The organism is Paraperibacillus marinus, assembly GCF_046237605.1.
Lineage (GTDB): Bacteria > Bacillota > Bacilli > Bacillales > DSM-1321 > Paraperibacillus > Paraperibacillus marinus.
Genome location: NZ_CP143542.1, coordinates 2339246 through 2360287 on the forward strand (window position 1 = coordinate 2339246; position 21042 = coordinate 2360287).

Annotated in this window: 19 protein-coding genes, 1 tRNA gene and 2 pseudogenes; 8 read left to right on the forward strand and 14 right to left on the reverse strand. The window is 43.5% G+C overall.

Annotated elements, in window-relative coordinates:
• Window positions 1-109 precede the first annotated feature (109 nt).
• Window positions 110-193, forward strand: a tRNA-Leu gene (locus V1498_RS11930).
• A gap of 511 nt (window positions 194-704) precedes the next feature.
• Here the strand turns inward: V1498_RS11930 and V1498_RS11935 are convergent.
• From V1498_RS11935 to V1498_RS11945, 3 genes and pseudogenes are all read right to left on the reverse strand, one after another.
• Window positions 705-1650: pseudogene (locus tag V1498_RS11935) on the reverse strand (IS1595 family transposase).
• Window positions 1651-1763: 113 nt separating this feature from the next.
• Window positions 1764-3281 carry a malate:quinone oxidoreductase gene (locus V1498_RS11940; RefSeq protein WP_409293896.1) on the reverse strand — a complete coding sequence of 506 codons (1518 nt, stop codon included), beginning with the start codon at window positions 3279-3281 and terminating at the stop codon, window positions 1764-1766.
• 295 nt (window positions 3282-3576) lie between these two features.
• Window positions 3577-3987: a DUF4395 domain-containing protein gene (locus V1498_RS11945; protein ID WP_409293897.1), complete on the reverse strand. Its 411-nt coding sequence runs from the start codon at window positions 3985-3987 to the stop codon at window positions 3577-3579.
• A gap of 242 nt (window positions 3988-4229) precedes the next feature.
• On the opposite strand from V1498_RS11945, the gene V1498_RS11950 reads away from it, so the two are divergent.
• Together V1498_RS11950 and V1498_RS11955 are read left to right on the forward strand one after the other, a co-directional pair.
• Window positions 4230-6611 carry a M14 family zinc carboxypeptidase gene (locus tag V1498_RS11950; RefSeq protein WP_409293899.1) on the forward strand — a complete coding sequence of 794 codons (2382 nt, stop codon included), beginning with the start codon at window positions 4230-4232 and terminating at the stop codon, window positions 6609-6611.
• 155 nt (window positions 6612-6766) lie between these two features.
• A complete protein-coding gene (locus tag V1498_RS11955) occupies window positions 6767-6892 on the forward strand; it encodes a hypothetical protein (protein ID WP_409293901.1) in 126 nt (41 codons plus the stop codon).
• 15 nt (window positions 6893-6907) lie between these two features.
• Here V1498_RS11955 and V1498_RS11960 read toward each other — a convergent pair whose 3' ends face one another.
• The 3 genes from V1498_RS11960 to V1498_RS11970 all read right to left on the reverse strand — a co-directional run bounded on the left by V1498_RS11960 (window position 6908) and on the right by V1498_RS11970 (window position 9219).
• Window positions 6908-7753 carry a DUF4037 domain-containing protein gene (locus V1498_RS11960; protein ID WP_409293902.1) on the reverse strand — a complete coding sequence of 282 codons (846 nt, stop codon included), beginning with the start codon at window positions 7751-7753 and terminating at the stop codon, window positions 6908-6910.
• 22 nt (window positions 7754-7775) lie between these two features.
• Window positions 7776-8219, reverse strand: coding sequence for a MarR family winged helix-turn-helix transcriptional regulator (locus V1498_RS11965; RefSeq protein ID WP_409293904.1), 444 nt, complete (start codon window positions 8217-8219; stop codon window positions 7776-7778).
• Window positions 8220-8361: 142 nt separating this feature from the next.
• Window positions 8362-9219 carry a GNAT family N-acetyltransferase gene (locus tag V1498_RS11970; RefSeq protein ID WP_409293906.1) on the reverse strand — a complete coding sequence of 286 codons (858 nt, stop codon included), beginning with the start codon at window positions 9217-9219 and terminating at the stop codon, window positions 8362-8364.
• Between the two features lie 253 nt (window positions 9220-9472).
• Here V1498_RS11970 and V1498_RS11975 point away from each other — a divergent pair, with 253 nt between their 5' ends.
• Window positions 9473-9946 (forward strand): CarD family transcriptional regulator, encoded by a 474-nt coding sequence (locus V1498_RS11975; protein ID WP_409293907.1) that lies wholly within the window; start codon window positions 9473-9475, stop codon window positions 9944-9946.
• A gap of 421 nt (window positions 9947-10367) precedes the next feature.
• Here the strand turns inward: V1498_RS11975 and V1498_RS11980 are convergent, their stop codons facing one another.
• The 4 genes from V1498_RS11980 to V1498_RS11995 form a co-directional block, all read right to left on the reverse strand.
• Entirely contained in the window at window positions 10368-10883 is a 516-nt protein-coding gene (locus V1498_RS11980) for a hypothetical protein (RefSeq protein ID WP_409293909.1), read from the reverse strand.
• A gap of 118 nt (window positions 10884-11001) precedes the next feature.
• Complete coding sequence (locus V1498_RS11985) at window positions 11002-11202, reverse strand: cold-shock protein (protein ID WP_409292960.1); 201 nt, start codon at window positions 11200-11202, stop codon at window positions 11002-11004.
• Window positions 11203-11809: 607 nt separating this feature from the next.
• Window positions 11810-12064 carry a hypothetical protein gene (locus V1498_RS11990; RefSeq protein ID WP_409293911.1) on the reverse strand — a complete coding sequence of 85 codons (255 nt, stop codon included), beginning with the start codon at window positions 12062-12064 and terminating at the stop codon, window positions 11810-11812.
• Between the two features lie 200 nt (window positions 12065-12264).
• Entirely contained in the window at window positions 12265-13197 is a 933-nt protein-coding gene (locus V1498_RS11995; RefSeq protein WP_409293912.1) for an ROK family protein, read from the reverse strand.
• Between the two features lie 138 nt (window positions 13198-13335).
• Here V1498_RS11995 and V1498_RS12000 point away from each other — a divergent pair, with 138 nt between their 5' ends.
• A complete protein-coding gene (locus V1498_RS12000) occupies window positions 13336-13878 on the forward strand; it encodes a DUF6241 domain-containing protein (protein WP_409293913.1) in 543 nt (180 codons plus the stop codon).
• A 136-nt stretch (window positions 13879-14014) separates the two neighbouring features.
• Window positions 14015-14777: pseudogene (locus tag V1498_RS12005) on the forward strand (alpha/beta fold hydrolase).
• Window positions 14778-14791: 14 nt separating this feature from the next.
• Here the strand turns inward: V1498_RS12005 and V1498_RS12010 are convergent.
• From V1498_RS12010 to V1498_RS12020, 3 genes are all read right to left on the reverse strand, one after another.
• A protein-coding gene (locus V1498_RS12010; protein ID WP_409293915.1) for an IS3 family transposase occupies window positions 14792-16146 on the reverse strand; the annotation gives its coding sequence in 2 pieces (ribosomal slippage) (window positions 14792-15693 and window positions 15693-16146; 1356 coding nt in all).
• A gap of 285 nt (window positions 16147-16431) precedes the next feature.
• Window positions 16432-16776, reverse strand: coding sequence for a YolD-like family protein (locus tag V1498_RS12015; protein WP_409293917.1), 345 nt, complete (start codon window positions 16774-16776; stop codon window positions 16432-16434).
• Window positions 16777-16931: 155 nt separating this feature from the next.
• Complete coding sequence (locus V1498_RS12020) at window positions 16932-18827, reverse strand: glycoside hydrolase family 3 protein (RefSeq protein WP_409293919.1); 1896 nt, start codon at window positions 18825-18827, stop codon at window positions 16932-16934.
• Window positions 18828-19185: 358 nt separating this feature from the next.
• Here V1498_RS12020 and V1498_RS12025 point away from each other — a divergent pair, with 358 nt between their 5' ends.
• Together V1498_RS12025 and V1498_RS12030 are read left to right on the forward strand one after the other, a co-directional pair.
• A complete protein-coding gene (locus tag V1498_RS12025; RefSeq protein WP_409293921.1) occupies window positions 19186-19581 on the forward strand; it encodes a VOC family protein in 396 nt (131 codons plus the stop codon).
• 220 nt (window positions 19582-19801) lie between these two features.
• Window positions 19802-20287, forward strand: coding sequence for a DinB family protein (locus tag V1498_RS12030; RefSeq protein ID WP_409293923.1), 486 nt, complete (start codon window positions 19802-19804; stop codon window positions 20285-20287).
• Window positions 20288-20676: 389 nt separating this feature from the next.
• On the opposite strand, the gene V1498_RS12035 is transcribed toward V1498_RS12030, so the two are convergent.
• Window positions 20677-20955, reverse strand: a complete 279-nt coding sequence (locus V1498_RS12035) for a hypothetical protein (RefSeq protein ID WP_409293925.1) — start codon at window positions 20953-20955, stop codon at window positions 20677-20679.
• Between the last annotated feature and the right edge of the window lie 87 nt (window positions 20956-21042).

Sequence of the window (21042 nt, forward strand, 5' to 3'; positions counted from 1 at the left end):
ACGAATAAGGAAATTGATTTGTGACCGATTAGTCCGGAAAAAAATTAAGAAAATATGCTTGTCTGAAGCACAAAAGTATGTTATATTTTTTATTGCAGTACTTCAACACGCGGTTGTGGCGGAATCGGCAGACGCGCTAGATTCAGGTTCTAGTGATAGCAATATCGTGGAGGTTCAAGTCCTCTCAGCCGCATTATTAAAAAGGAGAAACAGATCATCTGATCTGTTTCTCCTTTTTTGTTGACTGCTTTTATATTCTTAGCGTTAGAAAACAAAGGCTCTTTTCGTAGAGATTGTTGTTTTTAATTATAACAAGGAATAATTTTCTTTTTATGGTATTTTATATAGAGAGGCTTATTAAGCTAACGGGCAGTTAAATGGAATAAGTGAGTATATAATAGGAGGTTGAGTATTATGAGAAAAATTTGTAGTAAATGTGAATCGGCAATGGTTGAAGCCAAGTTGGACAGCTACCCTATTCGGGTTTATAAATCAACTGAGAAGGCAAACTCGAATACTATGAGTGAGGTCTCTCCTTGTTATGTTTGTTCTAACTGTGGATTCATAGAACTTTACGCTTTAAATCCTGAAAAATTTGAGTTAATCAGCAATTTATAAATATAATAATTGTTAACGTCTATTCCGTTAAAGGGGCTTTAACGGAAAAAGAAATACAGTCGTTCCAACATAGGATGGCTGTTTTTTTATACCTCACGTAAGAAATGGACGGTAACGCTATTTGGCAAGCATAAAGGAGCATTTGGTTTATCTGCTCCTTTTCAGCTAACTTCTTACTTTGCTGAAGGAAGCTGAACCAGTAAAGATAATTATCCAAATACTTTGTACATTCCTTGGAACCTATCCATCCAGCCATTTAGACGTTTATGATAGTTAATGACGTTTTGCTTATTGACTCGTGTTTGAGTGACTTGATTTGGGCGAATTTTTTGTAGTTCGTGGCTGTATCTGTGCACATCAAAGAAAACAGGTCAATATAGCTTCCGATAACTGCGTCAATTTCTTCTGCTTTTACACGACCATTTCCAGCCTTTTGAGCAATGACTTGACCATTTCGGTCCTGGGCAACAACGACAGCAATTTTAAGATGGCTAATCCCTCTAAATTTATCTGCCGCCGCGTTTCTTTGGTTTTCTATCCAGAGTTTTCCGTCCTTTTAAAGACTCTTTAAAGAAGGTCTCGTCACTTTCGATAATCCCTTTCAACATTTGATATCCCATTGATCGTAGAGCAAAAAGAATTTTATGTCTCCAATAAAATGCAGTAAAGATGTGGATTTTTAAGCGTTTAGCAATCTTGGGCAACGTATAGCCTTCCACCATCATATGAAAATACTTCGCCCACTTTCCAAGATAACGTGTTCCCTCAATCGGAGAATTTGAAAGGTCGTTAAATGATTTTCTGCAGTCACGACAAAGATATTTTTCCCTCTCTCTGTACTTGCCATTTCGCTTTACCTTCACACTTCTACAATGAATGCAACCTAATCCCTCTTTAAAACGGGTTTCTCTAATTGTTGCATCTTTCATATCAATCTTCATTATCGATAAAGTCTTCTTTTAAAAGATTGAATAGTTGAATTTGCTCGTCTTTAGATGAAACCGAAAACGTGGCATAGATGTCTTTAATCATTGAGAAACCGCCTCCTGAAAGATATTTTATCATCTCTTATAAGGCGAAAAGAGCCAAAACAAAAGGACTTCCCCGTTATGACAGAAAAGTCCTTTTTTGCTTTCAATTTCTATTTACGATACGCTCTGCCCGCCTACCTTAACCGGCTCATTCTTATTCAGTTCCAGCGTTTTTGCAGTGGACGCAAAGATCTGCTGGAATACTTCAGGTCTACTGGCCAGTGACACTCCGTAGGATGGCACCATTTCTTTGATCTTCGGTGCCCAATCCTTCATATGTGATGGGAAGCATTTTTCGAGCACTTCAAGCATGACATGTACCGCTGTGGAAGCGCCTGGTGACGCTCCGAGCAGAGCGGCGATTGAACCGTCAGAAGCACTTACGACTTCTGTGCCGAATTGGAGGGTGCCTTTGCCGGCGGCGGTATCCTTGATGACCTGCACACGCTGTCCGGCTGTGACTACATACCAATCCTCCGTTTTTGCGTTCGGGATGAATTCACGCAATTCTTCCATTCGTTTTTCGTTTGAGAGCATTACCTGCTCGATCAGATACTTGGTCAATGCCATCTCTTTCACGCCTGCTGCAAGCATCGTCAATACATTGTTTGGCTTGACGGAACCGATGAGATCGAGATTCGAGCCAGTCTTCAGGAACTTTGGCGAGAAACCGGCAAAAGGGCCGAACAGCAGGGTTTTCTTGCCGCCAATATATCTTGTATCAAGATGCGGCACACTCATCGGCGGAGCCCCGAGCTTCGCTTTGCCGTAGACCTTGGCGTGATGCTTTTCAACGACTTTTGGATTATTGCATGCCAAAAACAGCCCGCTTACCGGGAAGCCTCCGATATGCCTGGACTCTGGAATGCCCGTCTTCTGCAGAAGCGGCAGGCTTCCGCCTCCCCCGCCGATAAAGACAAATTTAGCTTTGTGGATTTCGGTTTTGCCTCCATCGATGTCACGGACCTTTACTTCCCAGGAGCCGTCCGCTGTCCGTTTGATGTCCTTTACGCTGTGCTTATAGTTCATTTCCACGCCCTGCTTCTTTAGATATTCAAAGAGCATCCGTGTAAGGGCACCGAAGTTAACATCCGTCCCTGAATCAATCTTTGTAGCAGCCAACGGCTCACCAGCTTTGCGTCCTTCCATGATGAGCGGGAACCATTCCGCAAGTTTTGCCGGATCCTCGGTATATTCCATTCCCTGAAATAAAGGATTGTGTGAGAGCGCTTTAAATCTCTTTTTCAAAAAGGTTACATTATCTTCTCCCTGCACCATACTCATATGCGGGATCGGCATGATGAATTCCTTGGGATTGCGGATCAGTTTTTTCTCCACAAGATAAGACCAGAACTGCCTGGAAAGCTGGAATTGCTCATTGATGCTTACAGCCTTGCTGATATCTATGGATCCATCGGGTTTTACGGTCGTATAGTTAAGTTCGCACAGTGCAGAATGCCCGGTTCCTGCATTATTCCATTCATTGGAGCTTTCTTCGCCTGCGTCTGATAGTTTTTCAAAAACCTTGATTTTCCATTCTGGTGCGAGCTCTGTCAAAATGGCTCCCAATGTCGCACTCATGACACCGGCACCAATTAATATTATGTCTGACTTGTTCTGTAAGCTGCTCATTATATCCTTCCTTATCCCATATATATTTGCGAAAAGAATAGGCGGCCCAATAATCATAAAGGCGCCTTCCAGCAACCGCTTTAATTATAACTCTATCATATTTTTGTCAAAATGATTCAAACATTAAAACATCTGCCAATATCTGATAATTATAACCCATTTTGGGCTGATACAAAAGGAATTAGTGCTTAATTAACACCTAGCCGCTCCATAATCGAGTCCTTTTTCGGAAGAAAAGAGCCCCTCCTATGTCCTTTTCAAACATAACAGGGGCTGTTTCTGATCTTGACAGTTCTCAGTGCACCTGTCTTCTTTTATGTTTCCACATGATAAACCGGTACCGGATGAAACAGCCGATGCAGAACCCAAGAAGAGCTATTCCCGCTGCAAGCACGACCATTACACTGAAGCTATAGCCGAGGACGTTCCAGCCAAATTGAAAGAATAGCAGGGACAGCCCGAGACAGACCGTTGCAATCCACTGATTAAAGAGCTGCTGTTCCTTATCCTCCATCACATATTGTGACAGGGGTTTTTTCAGCAGTGTCTTCCCTGCCAGGATAATGGGATTCTTTTTGAATATAAGCGTGAACACGCCAATTGCAAACGGAATTAGTAATATTAAATGATGAAATACAAGGGCAGCGAGAACGCTGGCCACAATAAAGGATTGATTGAGCTGTACCAATGGTTTTGGAATACCCATAGAATGCCTCCATTTCTATAACCGACTTACCTTACTTTATTACTATGGATTATATATTGACATTATCACATTCTGGTGCGGTTGTATATAATGGTCAGTTGTCATCGTGTTTAAACTCCTGAATTGGTTGTATTTTTTGTCACCTCCAGCAGGAAATTCTAGTCATTTTTATCTATTGTTCCCAAGAAAATGATGAATTAATATAAAACTAGACTAATACTTATACAGACAGGAGACAGAATATGAGCAAGAAAAAGATATTATCTGGAGCACTCGCAGTGAGCATACTGGCTGCAGTACCCCTTACGCCTGGTAATGCAGCGACTAAAAACTGGGTGAATGTCAATGTATTCGAAGAACAGGATGGAAGCAAGTTCAATAGTGAACACTATGACTTTATGAAGTTCTCAGAAGTTCGTGCCAAACTTGCTGAAATTGAAAAGAAATCCAACCGGATTAAAGTGGAGGTGCGCGGAACATCGGCCAAGGGCCAGCCGCTTTATGCCGTAACGATTTCCGATCCCGAGACTAAAGGGAAATTCGGTAAAAACAAAGCACTCCGCAAGCAGATGTTCAAGAACTCCGACAAAGCCCAGAAATGGGCTGCCGAGAATCCTGACTTCAAAGTGCCAATCATGATCAATGGCTCCATCCATGGAACTGAATTTGTGGGCACAGACGCCGTCATGCAGTTGATTGAGCGATTCGCAACCGCAAGCGATGCCGAAACCAAGAACATCCTGAACCATAATATCCTGATATTCAACGTCGTTCAAAACCCGGACGGACGGATTGATGCGACCCGCTTTAACGGGGAAGGAATTGACTTGAACCGGGATTTCATCACTCAATCCCAGCCAGAAACAAGGGAAACAGTCGAACTGATCAAGGAATGGAATCCCATGGTATTCCTTGATACACATGGCTATGTGAAAAATTACGCACCAAAGCTGCAAGGGTTGATTGAGCCGTGCACCCCGCCCCATAACCCGAACTATGAATATGATTTGTATAATAAATGGGCCCTGCCTCAGGCGAAAGCCATGGAAGCAGAGATTATGGGCAATAAGGACAAGTACACGGGAAGCCTCTACCAAAGCATGGAAGGCTCTTATATCCCGCAGCGCAATGATACAGCAGGCTGGGATGATTATCCGCCGATATTCACCCCGATGTATGCCATGTACCACGGCGCATACGGCCATACCCTTGAAGCGCCGACCAATGATCTGGACGGCGTGCGCTGGCAGTATGACGCCATCATGGGAGCACTTAAGTATGCGACCAAAAATAAACAGGGCATGATCACGGATCAAATTGAAATGTTCAAGCGGGGAATCAACTTCGACCATCCTTTCCATAAGGAAGGCTTCTTCCCGGATGCTTATATCCTTCCGGTAAATCCAAAGGACCCAACTGTCACAGAAAAGGCAGTGAATCACCTGATCAACAATGACATCGAGGTAGTCCGCGCCAATAAAGACTTTGAAGCAGAAGGTGCTTCCTATCCTAAAGGAACGTATCTTGTAAAGATGGACCAGGCAAAAGCGGGCCTTGCCAATACGATGCTCTGGGACGGAGAGGACATTACGGATGAAACGCCGGCCATGTATGATATCTCAGCCTGGAGCCTGCCTGAATTATGGGGCTTTGAAGCCAACCCGGTTCATTCTCCTGTCAATGTGCCAGCTTCAGGGGTCAAGCAGGCTGAATTTAAAGGTTCTCTAACAGGAAAAGGCCCCTATATGATTCCTAACAGTTCTGTTAAAGCCGTTCATCTTGTGAATGCCCTCCTGCAGCAGGGAGTGTCAGTCGTTCGGGATGAAAATGGCGATTACTATACGGAAGCCGATTCAAAGGTCATTTCACCGCTTGTTAAAGCATCAGGGCTGAACATCGATACCTCCACCATCCCAGACGCTGTATCGCCGGTTTCTCATATGAAGGTGGCGATCTTAAAGGATGGCGGCATGAACAAGCAGCAATCCCATTCAGGGACAAAGCTCGCGCTCGAGAGGCTCGGGTTCCAGGTGACAGAAGTTACACCGCAGCAGGCGGCTTCCTCCAGCCTTAACGGATTCGACGTTTTCGTCTACAGCGGTACGGAAAATCTGATTTCTACCACTTTATCCGAGGCCAATAAGGAATTTGGATTCCAGACTGCAGGAGCCCTCGATTCATTCAAGAAGAATTTATCTTCCTTCCTGGATCATGGAGGCAAATATATCGCAGTTGGTTCCGGAGCTTCTAGGGCGTCCAAGAACCTCGGACTTACGGATGATGTAATCAATACCGGCGGCTCCAACTCGAATGGAATCGTGAAGGTGAAAAATGCCGGAGACAGCATTACTGCCGGCTACAAAAAAGAAGACTTAGGATTTGTGTACCGCCCTGCATGGTACTCCGGCCCTGGAGTTGAAAACGACAAAATTTCTGCCTCTTATGGAGATTCCAGCGATTTCTTTATGGCAGGGCACTGGGCAAACAATCAAGCGGCCAAGGGCCAGCCAGTCATTGTCCAGGAAAAAGGCCGGGATGTTACATTAATCGGCCTTGAACCCGGATTCCGTGATCATACGGATTACCTGTTCCGCCTGTTATCAAATGCCATATTTGAGAAGTGAGAAAACAGCCCTGCATCCTTGATGCAGGGCTGTTCCATTTTTTATAGCCGCAATTGGAAAATATTTTTATAGAATTTAAGGTTACAAATTTCTGAGACCGGGAATATAAGAACCAACAGCATATAACGAAAATAAAAACTTGGAGGTCATTTAAAATGAGAGAAAACAACCATATATCATTAACTGAATTTACTAAAGAAGACGGATTTGAATTAAACAACTACATATCCGTACTATTTGAAAATGCAGCACCAAAAGAGCATATGGAAGAAAAAAGCTGATTGAGCCTAAGCCTATCAGCTTTTTTCTTTGTCTGAAACCCTCGTTCCTGTTATCTCTTTTAAAAATTCGCCGATACTGATCCCAGGCAGATGCCTCTCGACCAGAGCCCCTGTTTCAGCCAGCAGGCTCTCAAGCTCCATGACGCTTTCCCGAGTCTGCCCGCTGACGGCAGTCCGAATCCGTTCTTCCAGATTCCGGGGCTTGATTTCCATCTTCCGGATTGTCTCATGAATCCACTTAAAACCGGGATGAATCACATACATTTTGTTCAATCCATGAAGCATCATCAGGATGCGGGAAGCTGTATCCCATGCAAGCCTCTGGTAGATAAAGAAGTCTCCCCTCTCCACAAAGGCGTTCCTTGCACCCCAGCGGCTGCTGAATTCAAGCTGGCTTTCGATCATATTTTTCCTTAAAATCTCCGGATAGGCTCCTGCCTTTTTCTTTAGTCCAATAATGACTTCTGCCCCATAAAGCGGAATGCCGTCCACAATGGATGCAGTCACCGCCTGGGCATCCAGGTCCACCCTTCCCTGGTCCACATTCTTTGAGATAAAAGCAGAAACGGAAGATGTCAAAAAGCTGCTGACTTCTATTTTGATTCCCTTTACCCGGTAAGCATCCGACCATTCTTCGTCTTCATAATCGAAAAAGGTAATAATTTCACCATTTAATGCCTCAATCACATCTTTTCGTTCCCGGTCTGAAGGTGCTTCTAACCAAAGAACATATATTTCAATGTCCGAATGATGGTCCTGCATGCCCCTTGCCACCGAACCGGCAAGCATCACGGCAACGACCGAATCGTTCCTGGCATAAGCTCCCGCTATGTGTTCTGCAAGTGATTGAAAATTATCCATTTCATTCTCCTAATATGTAACCCTATAGGGCCTCTTCTGGCTGCACAGCCGCATGAAGCTTTTCCACAAGCACCTGGAAGGACTGTATTTCTTCGAGGGTAAAATGGGAATAATATTTATCCCGGATTAATTCACCGGTTCTCTCCATTTCCTGAAACAGTTCTTCGCCCTTTGTCCCAAGTGTAACATAAACCACCCGCCGGTTCTCTTCCCCCCACGCTCTTTTTAACAGATCGTGCTTTTCCAGCCTCTTGACCATCTGACTCAGTGAGCTTGGAGAAAGAGAGAGTTTTTTTGACAGCACATTGACTGTCAGGTGTTCTTCATTCTTCACGGCCTTCAGCACCTGCAGCTGCTTTGGTGTCAAATCGAACAGCATCATCGCTTGATACTGCCGGGCTATAGTATTTTGGATACGGTCCAGCATCTCCAGTGAGTGGTGGATCAGGCTGCTTTTATCTATCATTCTTGTTCCCCTCATTTAGGTCTTAATTTAGGATACTATAATTTTTCCGTCCATTATTTTTATAATGAGAAATCCATTCTCCTTTATTCGATGCCCGAGCCCCATAACCCTTCCAGCAATAAAAGAAGTTTCCTCCTCCCCTTCAAGCCTGAGAAGTAATCGGATGCTTGAAAGCGGGAGGCATGGCCGTGCCGCTCAGGTTTTTAACTAACAGCACTTCGCTGCCACAGAATTTTCTGCCTTCCATAGGGTTCTCCTTGAGGTCGGGCGTATAATGGAAGATAACCGTTTTGGTTTCAATCGCTGCAAGCAGCGGCAGGATGAAACTTAGGGGTACATTCCGGCCGCTGATCACATCAAACAGGTGAAGGCAGTCTCCCTCATGCCGTGCAATTACTAAAGCATCCACCTCCGCTGCATAATAAAGATCTCCGCTAAACCCATTCATGCAGTGATACATGAGAATTTCCGCTGTATCAAGGGTACCAAAGCACTCTGAAACCGGAATCCGATTCAGCGCCTTACGATAGATGAAATCCAGATCATACGGATTTGCACCATTCAGCTTCCGGAGCTCCCCTTTACCTCCGACTGCAGCTGGGCAGTCCATGTGAAAGAGAGTTTCTTCCACGGGAAGAAATCCAAATTTCGGATAATAACCAAGAACCGATGAATTGGCAAAAAGATAAAATAATTCATATGTATTGAAATCGGCCATTACTTTCTCCATAAGTTTCCTTGACAGTCCCCGGCCCCTGAAACCCGGATGTGTCATCACGGTTCCAATCTGAACCGCCCGCTTTTGTTCCCCATTGATGCAAAGCTTCGAAATGTTAACACTAATATTGGATACAATCCTTCCGTCCGCTTCAAAAGAGTAAGGAATATACTTGCCGCCCCAGTAACCCTTTTGATACCAATTTTCAAAACTGATGCCGAACGTAGATAATGCCAGCTCATTAAAGCTTTTCCGCAGCCCCTCTTGGTCCTTATAATTCATTATAAAACGCATAGGTCACCCAGTCTCTCACAGTTATGTATTTAAAATATTTATAGAACCAAAGTTAATTTTTGTCAATTCATTTTTTAAAAACACTCCTCATTGATGGCCTAACTGAAAATTCTCATGAAAATGCTTTCATTTTTTTATCTTTTATTATTGACTTATCCTAATAAAAAATGATAGTATATATTATTTTGCCTATTTCGCTATTCGTGTTATACTATAAATAGATTAAGCGGAGGTGAAGGGTTTGTTTGAAATAGGCGATCATATCATATATCCCACACAAGGTCTTGGAATCATAGAAAATTTTGAAGAAAAAGAAATCCATGGATTAACCCAGACATATTGTGTTATCACCATCTCCAATAACAATATGCAGCTCATGGTGCCATCCAACCGGATCCAGGCTGCAGGAATCCGGATGATCGGTGACAAAACGGCATTGGAAGAAGCCCTCAAGGTTTTTCATGATGGAAGCTCCGACCCGGCACTAACCTGGAAGCAGCGCCTCAAGCAGAATCAGGAGAAAATCAGATCCGGCTCACTTGTTGAAGGCGCCGAAGTCGTACGTGACCTGAAACGGCTCCAGAACGAAAAATCACTGAGCCCCAACGAAAAAAATATGCTTCTGAGTGCCGAAAAGATCCTGTTAGGCGAAATACAGCTGATATCGGGTCTTTCCAAAACTCAGGCTGCTGATTTATTGGAGATGCAGGTATAAACCTGGCATCTCCCCCCCAAGCACCACACCCCACCGCTCTTTCAATCCTCCAAATCCATCCCTCTTTAAACAACTTCATTCATTACGCACACTTCTTCCTATAGGAGAAGTGTACAAAACCTCAACTGATACTTGTATATGCCGTTTATTTCATTTTGTATTTAAAGATAAATGCAGCCAATGGCCAGCGTGACTTCTTTTCCACAGTATTCCATCAGCGGTAACTCATCAGAAGTTTATTGGTCATTGCGTGTCCATCGTATAAACAAAGAACCACATCCTTTCTGGATGTGGTTTTTCGTTTATTTCCAAAAATCTTTTAGGACTTTTTACCTGTCTTGTGCTATACTGAGTTAAACCAATCTGCAATACTTTACCTGTACCAGGCTGACCTGCCCTCTTTTGGGCAGGTTATTTGCGTTTAAGAGCTTTTCCAAAAAGGATTTCTCTCGTATTCACCCGGTTCATCAGGTCCTGAAATGGAATCCATAACTGCGGCAAATTCCAGCATGATTTCCGTCAGGTCATGAGTCTTAACCGTAGTATGCGGGGAAGTAAGCTTCATTCCCTCTTCATCATAGGAAAGCACCCATTCTTCATCGCCCTCAGAAGTCTTGATCCTCAGTCTGCACTCTTTTTGGGTGACCGCCAGGAACAAAATTTTGTTCAGCTGAGATCCATTTTCTTTTCCTACCATATCATCAAACCATTTCCGGAACCCCAGCCGTCTGATCGAATCCATAATATCTTCTTTCGGCCACTCTTCATACATCCTGGCAAGCTCTGCTGTATCCTCCTCGAATCGGCTCGTAAAGCTGTCAAGGATCTCCACCATGCTTAGCTTGATAGTTTCCCCTTTGACATCGTATTCGAATTTCTCGGTTAGTTTAATATCCTTCTCCCGCAGAAGTTTTAGAAAACTCTTGTGAACAAGCATTCCGCACCCTCCCATAATTTCAGTATCTCATCAGGATAGCCATCTCCGGGAGTATTATTCATTTTTTGCATCAAAAAAGCAGGCCCTCAAAAGAGAGCCTGCTTGGATTAGTCAAAAATTATGCTTTTTGAACGTTAGCAGCTTGTGGTCCACGAGCTCCTTGCTCAACGTCAAAAGTTACTTTTTGGCCTTCGTCTAAAGATTTGAATCCTTCAGATTGGATAGCGGAGAAATGTACGAATACGTCGTCTCCACCTTCGCGCTCGATGAAACCGAATCCTTTTTCTGCGTTAAACCATTTTACTGTACCTGTTTCCATTTGTGTTGCCTCCTAGTGCAGATTGCACAATTTATTACTATCCTTGCCGAAGTACTCATCTAGACGAAAAGTCAAAAACTTAAGCTATCCTTTTGTTCGAACAAAAATAATTCTTCTTTATTATAACAACCATCCCACTAAAAAGCAAGGGAGCCTTCAAATTTAATTTCAACAGGAGGTAAATCAGCAGGAAATCCGGTTGAAATAGCTCCCGGTTGATCCCTGCTGTCATGGGTTGGCGGGTCCTTTTTAACCGGCTTTTTCGTTTGATTTAGTTCTGTGGTAAATTTTTTGACGTGTTTCATCTAATCCTTAAGCGATTTTAATCTTAAAGATATTTTTCATGACCAGTTTTACCTGATTCCTCAACGATTTTGGTTCTAAAGAAAGCTTTACAACCAATTCAACTAAATTCTTCAGCCATTTTGGTTCTAAAGAAAGCCTTACAACCAATTTAACTCAATTCTTCAGCCATTTTGGTTCTAAAGAAAGCTTTATAACCGATTTGGCTTAATTCCTCAGCCATTTTGGTTCTAAAGGAAGCTTTACGACTCATTTAACCCGATTCTTCAGCCATTTTGGTTCTAAAGAAAGCTTTACAACCAATTCAACCCAATTCCTCAGCCATTTTTGGTTCTAAAGAAAGCTTTACGACCCATTTAACCCAATTCTTCAGCCATTTTGGTTCTAAAGAAAGCTTTCCAACCCATTTAACCCAATTCCTCAGCCATTTTGGTTCTAAAGAAAGCTTTACGACCCATTTAACCCAATTCTTCAGCCATTTTGGTTCTAAAGAAAGCCTTACAACCAATTCAACCCAATTCTTCAGCCATTTTGGTTCTAAAGAAAGCTTTACAACCAATTCAACCCAATTCTTCAGCCGTTTTGGTTCTAAAGAAAGCTTTACAACTCATTTTACCCAATTCTTCGGCCACTTTGGTTCTAAAGAAAGCTTTACGACCCATTTAACCCAATTCCTCAGCCATTTTAGTTCTAAAGGAATCTACAAGACCAGTTACACCCGGTCCTTCTCCGCCAACCAAATAGGTTCCATATTCTTGATCACTGAGGCTGCTCCACTTTCCTTGCCCTGTTTATAAAGTGATACAGGGCTCCAAGCATGCCTGCATCATTTTTATGGCGGCATGGTTCGACTGAGACGGCAAAGGAGTCCCAGTATGGGTATTGGCGGGCGTGCTGGATGATGTCTTCTATAAGTCCCTCCCTGCCGCTGATGCCTCCGCCGATGAGGATCTTTTCGGGATTAAGGGTTACAGCCAGGTTATAGAGACCATAGCTGATATTTTTCATCCATTCTTCCACCAGACTTTTCACTGCGCTATCATGTTCTGCATCCTCAAAGACCGTTTCACCATCGACTTTCTCATCCACAGCTAAGCCCTTAAGTTCCTTATACATCTTGATAAGTCCTCCGGTTGATGCATTTCCGTGCATATGCGGCCGGTCCGGATGATAGGCAGGTGTGTACATAAAGCCGAATTCAGCGCCGCGGAAGCTTGCCCCATGGACAATCTCGCCGTTGATGAAGATGCCGCCCCCTACACCGGTACCAAGGGTGACACAGATAAAGTTACGGCAGTCTACCGCATTCCCATTGAGCTTTTCTGCCAGCGCGGCGCAGTTGCCGTCGTTTTCCATCTCGACGGGAAGCCCTGTCCGCTCCTCGAGGATTTCCTTAAGGTTTTTTTGGTCTAGAACCCGGATGGATCCTGCACGTTCCGAATACCCTGTGTTCACATCTATGAAGCCCGGCATGCTGATTGCAATGCCAGCCGCCTTATGTTCAGCGCTATATTCCCCGATGACCTTTTCCATGCCGCCGACAAATTGTTCGAGAGTGTCACAGGCAGTTGGATAGCTGCCTTTCGTTATAAAGCTGCCTTCCCCCGTAAGCAGCCCGTGTTTAATATGCGTTCCTCCTACATCGAAGGCTATGTATGCTTCAGCTTCTGCCTGGAAATAATCGTTTGCCATGAACAGGCTCCTTTCATCTGCAAGCGTTTTCTAAATTATATAATAATTTGAGAGTTTAATGAAATGGATAGTTAAAAAAGGGTTTCGATAGTGCTGAACCGAATATAGTATTAATCTTTTATAAATGAGGTTGGAGAATTGAAAAAAACCATGAAAGTCCTAGCGGGAGTATTGGTCCTGCTCCTGGTCATGGCTGCAGCCGGCATCGGCACTTATTTTTATCTTGAAGCCAAAAACACACCTGCCGGGGGCAAATCAACACTCTCCCTGAAAAAGTCAGATACTGAAGGCAGACAGGCTTTCATAGAAGTGAAGGAAAAGCGGACCCAGTCAGTTGCAAAGGAATTTCCCTTCAGCATGTCAGAAGTTGAGGTGCAGGATGCACTCCACGGCATGACACATCAAAAAATTACCGCCGAGGATAAGTGGGGATTTCTGCCGATGACCGATGAACGCGTGAAACGCCTGCTGCTTGTGGTGAAGAGGAATGAAGTGAATTATGAACAGGATCCGGTTTACATGGAAATGTTAAAGCGGTGGGAAGAACACAACTTTTCGCAGGTGGACAAGGATCATAACTCCATCTGGAAGCTTCAAGGCGGCACCGTTGGAGAAGCCACCGGCATAATGAGCCTGCAGGAGGAAGAAGCATTCATCAAGGAGCATTATCAGACTGAGTGAATTCATTCGACAAAGGATGAAGACTTTGTCATTTTCTGCGCTTTCCCGAGAAATAATTCTTGCGGCTGTTTGTATTTCCATTCTTTGGGTAAAAAATATCTTTAGTGTATTTGAAATAAAAAGGTGGAGATCACGAGTGGCGAAATTAAAAGTTGGAACGGAAAATAAAGCACCGATTGAAATTTATTATGAGGATCACGGAGCAGGCCAGCCGGTTATCCTGATCCACGGCTGGCCGCTCAGCGGACGTTCCTGGGAATACCAGGTGCCAGCCCTGGTTGAAGAAGGATTCAGGGTGATCACCTATGACCGAAAGAGGCTTCGGCTCATCTTATAAGTCATATGATGGGTATGATTATGACACCCTTGCCGAAGATTTGAATGAATTGATTGAACACCTGGACCTTAAGGATGCAGTGCTTGTCGGATTCTCTATGGGAGGCGGCGAAGTGGTGCGGTATATCGGGAACTATGGAACGGGCCGGATCAGTAAAGCAGTACTCGCTGCAGCTGTCCCCCCTTATCTATATAAATCGGATGACAACCCGGAAGGCGGGCTCGATGATAAAATGATCAGTGAGTTTGAGAATGGAGTTAAGACAGACAGACTTACCTTCCTGGATGATTTCACGAACAAATTCTTCTCTCCAAACGGCGACCAGATTCTCGTAAGCGAACCGCTGAGGAAGTACAATTGGCAGATTGCTGCAAATGCCTCGCCAAAGGCAACACTTGACTGCATCAGCGCCTTTTCGCGCACGGATTTCCGGGGCGACCTCGAAAAAATCGATGTGCCTGCCCTCATCATCCATGGCGATTCAGACAGCATCGTCCCTTTTGAAGTAAGCGGTAAACGATCCCATGAAAGCATACAAAATGAAGTGACCCCTAAAAGTTAGACACGGTTATTACATCAGGCAGCTTGCTCAAAATGAGTCCGGTATTGTACCGGACTCATTTTGAATTTTGCCTTCATCCGTTTCGTATTATAATACTGTATGTATTTTTGTAGTTCTTTTTTAAAATGCTCTATACTTTTAAATTCCTTAAAGTAAAGAAATTCTGATTTCATGATTCCAAAGAAATTCTCCATAACTGAATTATCATAACAGTTTCCCTTACGGGACATGCTTTGCTTAATTCCTCTTTCCTGGAGGGCATGACGATATGGTTTCATCTGATAATGCCAGCCTTGATCCGAATGCATCATTAGTTTATGATCTTCCGGCAAGCGTTCTAGAGCTTTCCCTAGCATCTCCGAAACAAGGGAGTAGGTGGGTCTAGAGCCGATTGTATATGTAATGATTTCCCCATTAAATAAATCCAATACAGGCGATAAATAAAGCTTCTCACCAAACAACTTAAACTCTGTAATATCCGTGACCCACTTCTCGTTTGGGGAGTCCGCCTTAAATTGACGATCTAAATGATTTGGCGCGATTTTCCCTACCGTTCCCTTATACGATTTATATTTTTTCATTCGAACCAAACATTTTATCCCAAGTTCTTTCATAATACGCTGGACCTTTTTATGGTTTACCTTTTGTCCGCGATTCGCTAGTTCATCACGTATTCGACGGTAACCATAACGGCCGTCATGTTCCACATAAATGGCCTTGATCCCAGCTTTCAAGTCGCGATCTGGATCTGGCCGGTTCATTTTTTTCACTAAGTCATAATAGGTGCTGCGTGGAATATCAGCGAGCTTGACGAGTTCTTTCACCGGGTATTCATGCCTTAATTCATAGACTACTTGCGCTTTGTCTTTTTTGGTGATTTTTCCTTGTTTTGAACTAAGGCATTCAACTTTTTTAAATACTCATTTTCCATTTCTAGTTGTTTAATGCGCGATTCGAGTGCTTCTACAGATCCTTCAACTGGTAATCGCTTAGGTTGTTTATTAGACTTACCTTTCATAGATGGACGCCCCTTTGGACTCGGTTCAAGGGCTTCTAGACCACCGGCCTCCATCTTTTTCTGCCAATCATACACCATTGTATAACTAGAGATTTTAAAGAGGGCTGCAGTCTCCATTAATGTCGCACCAGTTTGAACCATGTAGTTTAGTACATCTAGTTTAAAACTAGCAGGACCGTTTGTATAGGTGTTCTTCAGCCCATCTTCCCCATGTAATTCATATAACTTCAACCAATATTGAAATTGGGCTCTGGGAACACCCATTTCTTTTGCATATTCGCTTTGAGATACTATTTCCTCGTTATAGCCTTGAATGATATTTAGTTTTACATCACTTGTATATTTAGTCATATATAAAAACTGCACCTCCAATTATTAGATCATGTCTAACAATTGGGGTGCAGTTCAAAACAGCGAGCTTAAAATTATCTCAGGCGGACCGCATGGAATTAATGCCACACATCCGCAGCAATTTAATGAAGCGCTGATATCCTTTCTTAAGAGTTAAAAACGAAGCAGACAGGAGCCATAGGTTCCTGTCTGCTTTAGTTCATGCGGGGTATGTATGGGTGAATGGGAACATTGCCGCATGTGTATTCCTATTCCATTCCTGCCGTTTCTTCAATCATAATATACTCATTCCAGCACTTCTATACGAACAATGTCATCGAAGAAAATCCTGAACAGCTCATTCGCCGGACCGTCCGTTTCCAGATAAATCAGCTTATAAATTTCATCAAGCCGGTGCACCATCCCAATGCGCGTTTTTTCAAAGCCCTCTTCCCAGACGACCGCCATGATCTGCAGCTTAAATTCCATCGCAAAACAAATTTTGTTTTCAAACTCCTCTATTTGGTATTCATCGAGCAGCGGCTTCTCCACTCTGTTCTCATCCCTCTTCATTTCCTTAAGCATCTTCACATGCTCCGGCATAAAGAACGCACCCTGCCATTTAATCTTCCCTCTGTCCCTGATATTCATCTTTCTTCCTCCTCAACAGCTATTATATGTTATTTATAGAACAAATGTTCCTATAATAAACCTTTTAATTTATTCCAGCTGCTGAGAACCTTGGGGAACCTTTTTATAAAATAGCAAAAGCCGGCTAACTCAGCCAGCTTTTGCTACATTCAAGATTAATGCTTTTTATGGCCCTGATACGTTCTCAAGCCATATCCCTTTTTGAAAAGAGGGTGCCGTTTATCATGGCTGTTGATTTGTTCCATATTTCTCGGCCATGTGAAGGACAGCTTTCCAGTGAACGGATAGTCTCCGAAGAGTACGTCAGCCACTCCCCCGCCTTCACTGCCAGGCAGCCAGGAGGCAACAAGTGCATCCATGTCTTTCAGCTGTTCGGTCAGAATCATTGGCCGGCCGGATTGCAGCAGGACGACCATAGGAACACCGGAAGCTTTTACTTTTTTCAACAGGTCGATATCTTCCTGCAGAAGTCCAAGGTCGTCACGGTCTCCGAACATTTCGGCATAAGGAGGTTCACCGATGACCACTACGGCCACATCATGTCCCTTGGCCCCGGTTCCGTCTGCGCTATAATCGACTTTTGTATTCTTGCCTGCTCCCTGCCGGATTCCTTCAAGGATAGTGGTGCCCGGAATCAGATCTTTTTCAGGCTGCCCCATCCACTGCGGGGAACCTCCCTGCCAGCTGATGGTCCAGCCGCCTGCCTGATAGCCCATATTGTCGGCTTTTTTTCCGGCAACGAAAATTTTATTGTTATTCTTTTTGAGCGGCAGCAGGTGGTTTTCATTTTTTAACAGAACCTGCGATTTCCTGACCGCTTCACGCGCGATGGCCCGGTTTTCCTTACCGCCGATTCCTTTAGCTGTTAAGCTTTGGTCGGAGTATGGCTTTTCAAAAAGCCCGTTTTCAAATTTTACCCTTAAAATCCGTCTTACGGCATCGTCAATTCGTTTCTTGGACACTTCGCCTGAACCAACCAGCTCTTTCGTCACAGAAAGGAATTGCTTCCAGTCATTAGGAATCATGAACAGATCAATTCCGGCATTCACACTGCGTTTTATGGAATCCCGGAAATCAGCCGGATTAATTTGCTGAGGTCCGTTATAATCTGAGATTACAAATCCAGTGAAGCCCAGTTCTCCCTTTAAGACCTCTGTGATCATATGATAATCTCCATGAGTTTTCAGGCCGTTGATGCTGGAGTAAGTGACCATGACAGTCCTTGCTCCCGCCCGGATGGCTTCTTTATAGGGCTTAATATGCTTCCGGATTTCCTGCTCGGTGTATTCGGTCACATTGCCCTGATCATCTCCGCCTTCAGTCAGTCCATCACCGACAAAATGCTTGATGGACGAAACCACATGCTTTCCTTTAAGGAAGTCGCGGTCCCTCTTATCCCCCTGCAGTCCTTCCACTAAGGCCGAACCCAGCCTGCCGGTGTCGCGCGGATCCTCACTATAACCTTCATACGTACGTCCCCAGCGGATATTCTGAGGTGCGGCAAGGACAGGTGCAAACGTATAAGAAATGCCGGTAGCCCGTACTTCTTCAGCCGTTGCCTCTCCTATCCGTTTCATGAGGCGGAGATCATTGGCCGCACCAAGGCCGATATTATGCGGAAAAATAGTAGCTCCATAAACATTGTTATGTCCATGGACGGCATCCACTCCGTAAATGATGGGAATCCCAAGGCGTGTTGACATCGCTCCTTCCTGGAAGTTATCAATCATATCCGCCCAGTCTGCCGGTGTATTCCCAGTCGCCGGAAGTGAACCGCCGCCGCTCAGGACAGAGCCGATTCCGTAAGACTTAATGTCAGCGGCCGTGACCGCATTTCGTTCCGGCTGGACCATCTGGCCGATCTTTTCATCGAGCGTCATTCTCGCTAAAAGATCGTTCACTCTTGTTTCAACCGGAAGTTTAGCGTTTTTATAAGAAACCCCAGATTCCTTTGCCTCTACGCTGTATGACTGTCCTCCCAAGGCAGATCCGGCCATTACCAGCAGTGTCATTCCAGTGATAAAAGAACGCTTCAAACTCTTCTTTATCAACCTGATTCCTCCCATATTCTTTTTTAATCAGCCTTTTTTCGAGAAACGTGAAAAACGCCAAAACCTCCCTCTTTCATTTTGGTAACGCTTACAAAATAAGTATATAACAGTTAATTTCAACGAACCTACTCACACAATTCGGAAATTCCATAATTGAGAAATAGTTACTAATTTTGTAAAACCCATATAGGTCTGGTGTATGATTTCGGGCCTTCCTCTTATCTGAATTATTATAAAAATTTGGGCTAATTTACTTAAAGGTGGTTTTTATGGAATATAGGGTGAAATCCGCCCAAGATATATATATTTGTCTCTAGGTATCTGCTAAAATTATTGTGAGCGAATAGGAGGCTATCTAATGTCAAAGGGACTTATCCATCATATAGAATTAAATGTTTCAAATTTGAGGATTTCAACTGCCTTCTGGGGCTGGTTTTTAGAAGAATTGGGATATAAGTTGTTTCAGGAATGGGAAAGCGGTCAAAGCTGGAAAATCGGTGATACATATATGGTCTTCGTTCAAACGGAGGACAGATTTATGGACATCCCCTACCATCGGTCCCGGACCGGCCTGAATCATTTGGCGTTCCATGCAGAGTCACGCCGGCAAGTCGACGATATGACAAGAAAGCTAAGAGAAATGAATGTTCCTATTCTTTATGAAGATAAACACCCCTTTGCGGGAGGAGAAGAACATTACGCGGTTTATTTTGAAGATCCAGACCGGATTAAAGTGGAGCTGGCTGCACCCTGATATAAGGGCGCAGCTGGTTCTTGAACGCTGCGCGTGCCGGAAGGCCGGAAGTTTCTACATCATTAAAAGGCTCTGTCCAACAATGTTGATTTTTCTTTAAAAAACCGGGCAGCTTAGTTGAACAATCGTCATTAAGTTTTTTAACAATCGGGCAACTTAACGAAATAAAGGAGGAGAATTCAAAAGAGCACCGAAATAGAAGGAAAGGAGTGTGGTTGATATGTCCCATGCTAAAAATGTATTGGCGGATCAATTTTTAGCAAATGCGAACGACCCTAGCTTTTACCTTCCGTTTTCGGAATCAGCAGCAAACTTGTCAGAGGAAGAAGCGTTTTGGAAGCCCAACGATGAAAGTAACAGTATCGCTGAAATTGTGCAGCATCTGCTCCATTGGAATGAGACATGGCAAAAGAGATTTGAAAAATCACATGTGAATGCTGTTGCGCCAATTGGTGATAATAATAAAAGCTTTATTGTTCCAGAAAATAAAAGTTTTGGTGACTTAAAAGAGTGTTTGCTAGAGGTTCTGCTTAGGTGGCAAGACCTGCTGACTGAAGAAAAGGCAGCAAGTGAAGTGAATGGTTTCCCGGAGCCTGCAAAGTGGTGGGAGATACTCGGGAATATATCCACGCATAACGCTTACCATATAGGACAAATTGTTTACATCCGAAAACAATTACAAAAAGGCTGGAAACCTAATATATAGTTAGAAAGTAAGACAACTTAAAATTCTTGTTCCACAAGCGGGCGCATTTCTTTAGTAAGAAGGCGTCTTTTTATGTCCCTTGCACAATAAGGGGTTGGATATTTCTGGAGGGATTAAATGAGTGATATGACAAGCTTTATTACAATGTTAATTATATGGATGTCCTTATTTATCATTATGAGCCTATTAAGCTTTTTCAAGAACAGAAACAATATACTCACAGAATCAACTTAAAAACTGCCTTTTTAAGTGTGCCAATAACGGGGATAATAGGATTTTTTAATATGGAAATTAAATAAAATGTTGTTTGGCATCCTGCATTAACTGCTGTATTAAAAAACAACTTTTCTATCACTAAAAAAACGAACTCACACAGAGTTCGTTTAAGCTTATTTGCCTTCCAATTTCATGTTATCCACATACTTTTTGGCATCCAGCAAGGACAGTCCTAGTGTTTCTCTCACTCTTTTTACAGCTTTAACATCTTTCTCATCAATCAGCAGCTGTTTTAATGTGTGATCGACCGGGCTTTCCGGCATATCATTTTCTTTAGAACTTTGGTCTATCGCATATTTCAGCCTCATGACCCGGCCATTCATTTTTATGACCTCAAAAAGTACATATACGACAGCAAATAGGATCAAGATTTCGACAAGATTAACTTCCACGAAAATCCCTCCCTGCAAAATGATTGCTTGGTACCTCTAACTCCTACTTTAGCAGATATTGTAATAGTTTCATACACTACTAAAACC

Bases quoted from the DNA above. Each gene is read 5' to 3' on its own strand.
- V1498_RS11945 (WP_409293897.1), bottom strand. From the start codon at position 3,987: ATGGGTATTCCAAAACCATTGGTACAGCTCAATCAATCCTTTATTGTG.
- V1498_RS12015 (WP_409293917.1), bottom strand. From the start codon at position 16,776: ATGAATATCAGGGACAGAGGGAAGATTAAATGGCAGGGTGCGTTCTTT.
- V1498_RS12025 (WP_409293921.1), top strand. From the start codon at position 19,186: ATGTCAAAGGGACTTATCCATCATATAGAATTAAATGTTTCAAATTTG.
- V1498_RS11950 (WP_409293899.1), top strand. From the start codon at position 4,230: ATGAGCAAGAAAAAGATATTATCTGGAGCACTCGCAGTGAGCATACTG.
- V1498_RS11980 (WP_409293909.1), bottom strand. From the start codon at position 10,883: ATGCTTGTTCACAAGAGTTTTCTAAAACTTCTGCGGGAGAAGGATATT.
- V1498_RS11985 (WP_409292960.1), bottom strand. From the start codon at position 11,202: ATGGAAACAGGTACAGTAAAATGGTTTAACGCAGAAAAAGGATTCGGT.
- V1498_RS11970 (WP_409293906.1), bottom strand. From the start codon at position 9,219: ATGAATTATAAGGACCAAGAGGGGCTGCGGAAAAGCTTTAATGAGCTG.
- V1498_RS11995 (WP_409293912.1), bottom strand. From the start codon at position 13,197: ATGGCAAACGATTATTTCCAGGCAGAAGCTGAAGCATACATAGCCTTC.
- V1498_RS11960 (WP_409293902.1), bottom strand. From the start codon at position 7,753: ATGGATAATTTTCAATCACTTGCAGAACACATAGCGGGAGCTTATGCC.
- V1498_RS12030 (WP_409293923.1), top strand. From the start codon at position 19,802: ATGTCCCATGCTAAAAATGTATTGGCGGATCAATTTTTAGCAAATGCG.
- V1498_RS11965 (WP_409293904.1), bottom strand. From the start codon at position 8,219: ATGATAGATAAAAGCAGCCTGATCCACCACTCACTGGAGATGCTGGAC.
- V1498_RS11940 (WP_409293896.1), bottom strand. From the start codon at position 3,281: ATGAGCAGCTTACAGAACAAGTCAGACATAATATTAATTGGTGCCGGT.
- V1498_RS11955 (WP_409293901.1), top strand. From the start codon at position 6,767: ATGAGAGAAAACAACCATATATCATTAACTGAATTTACTAAAGAAGAC.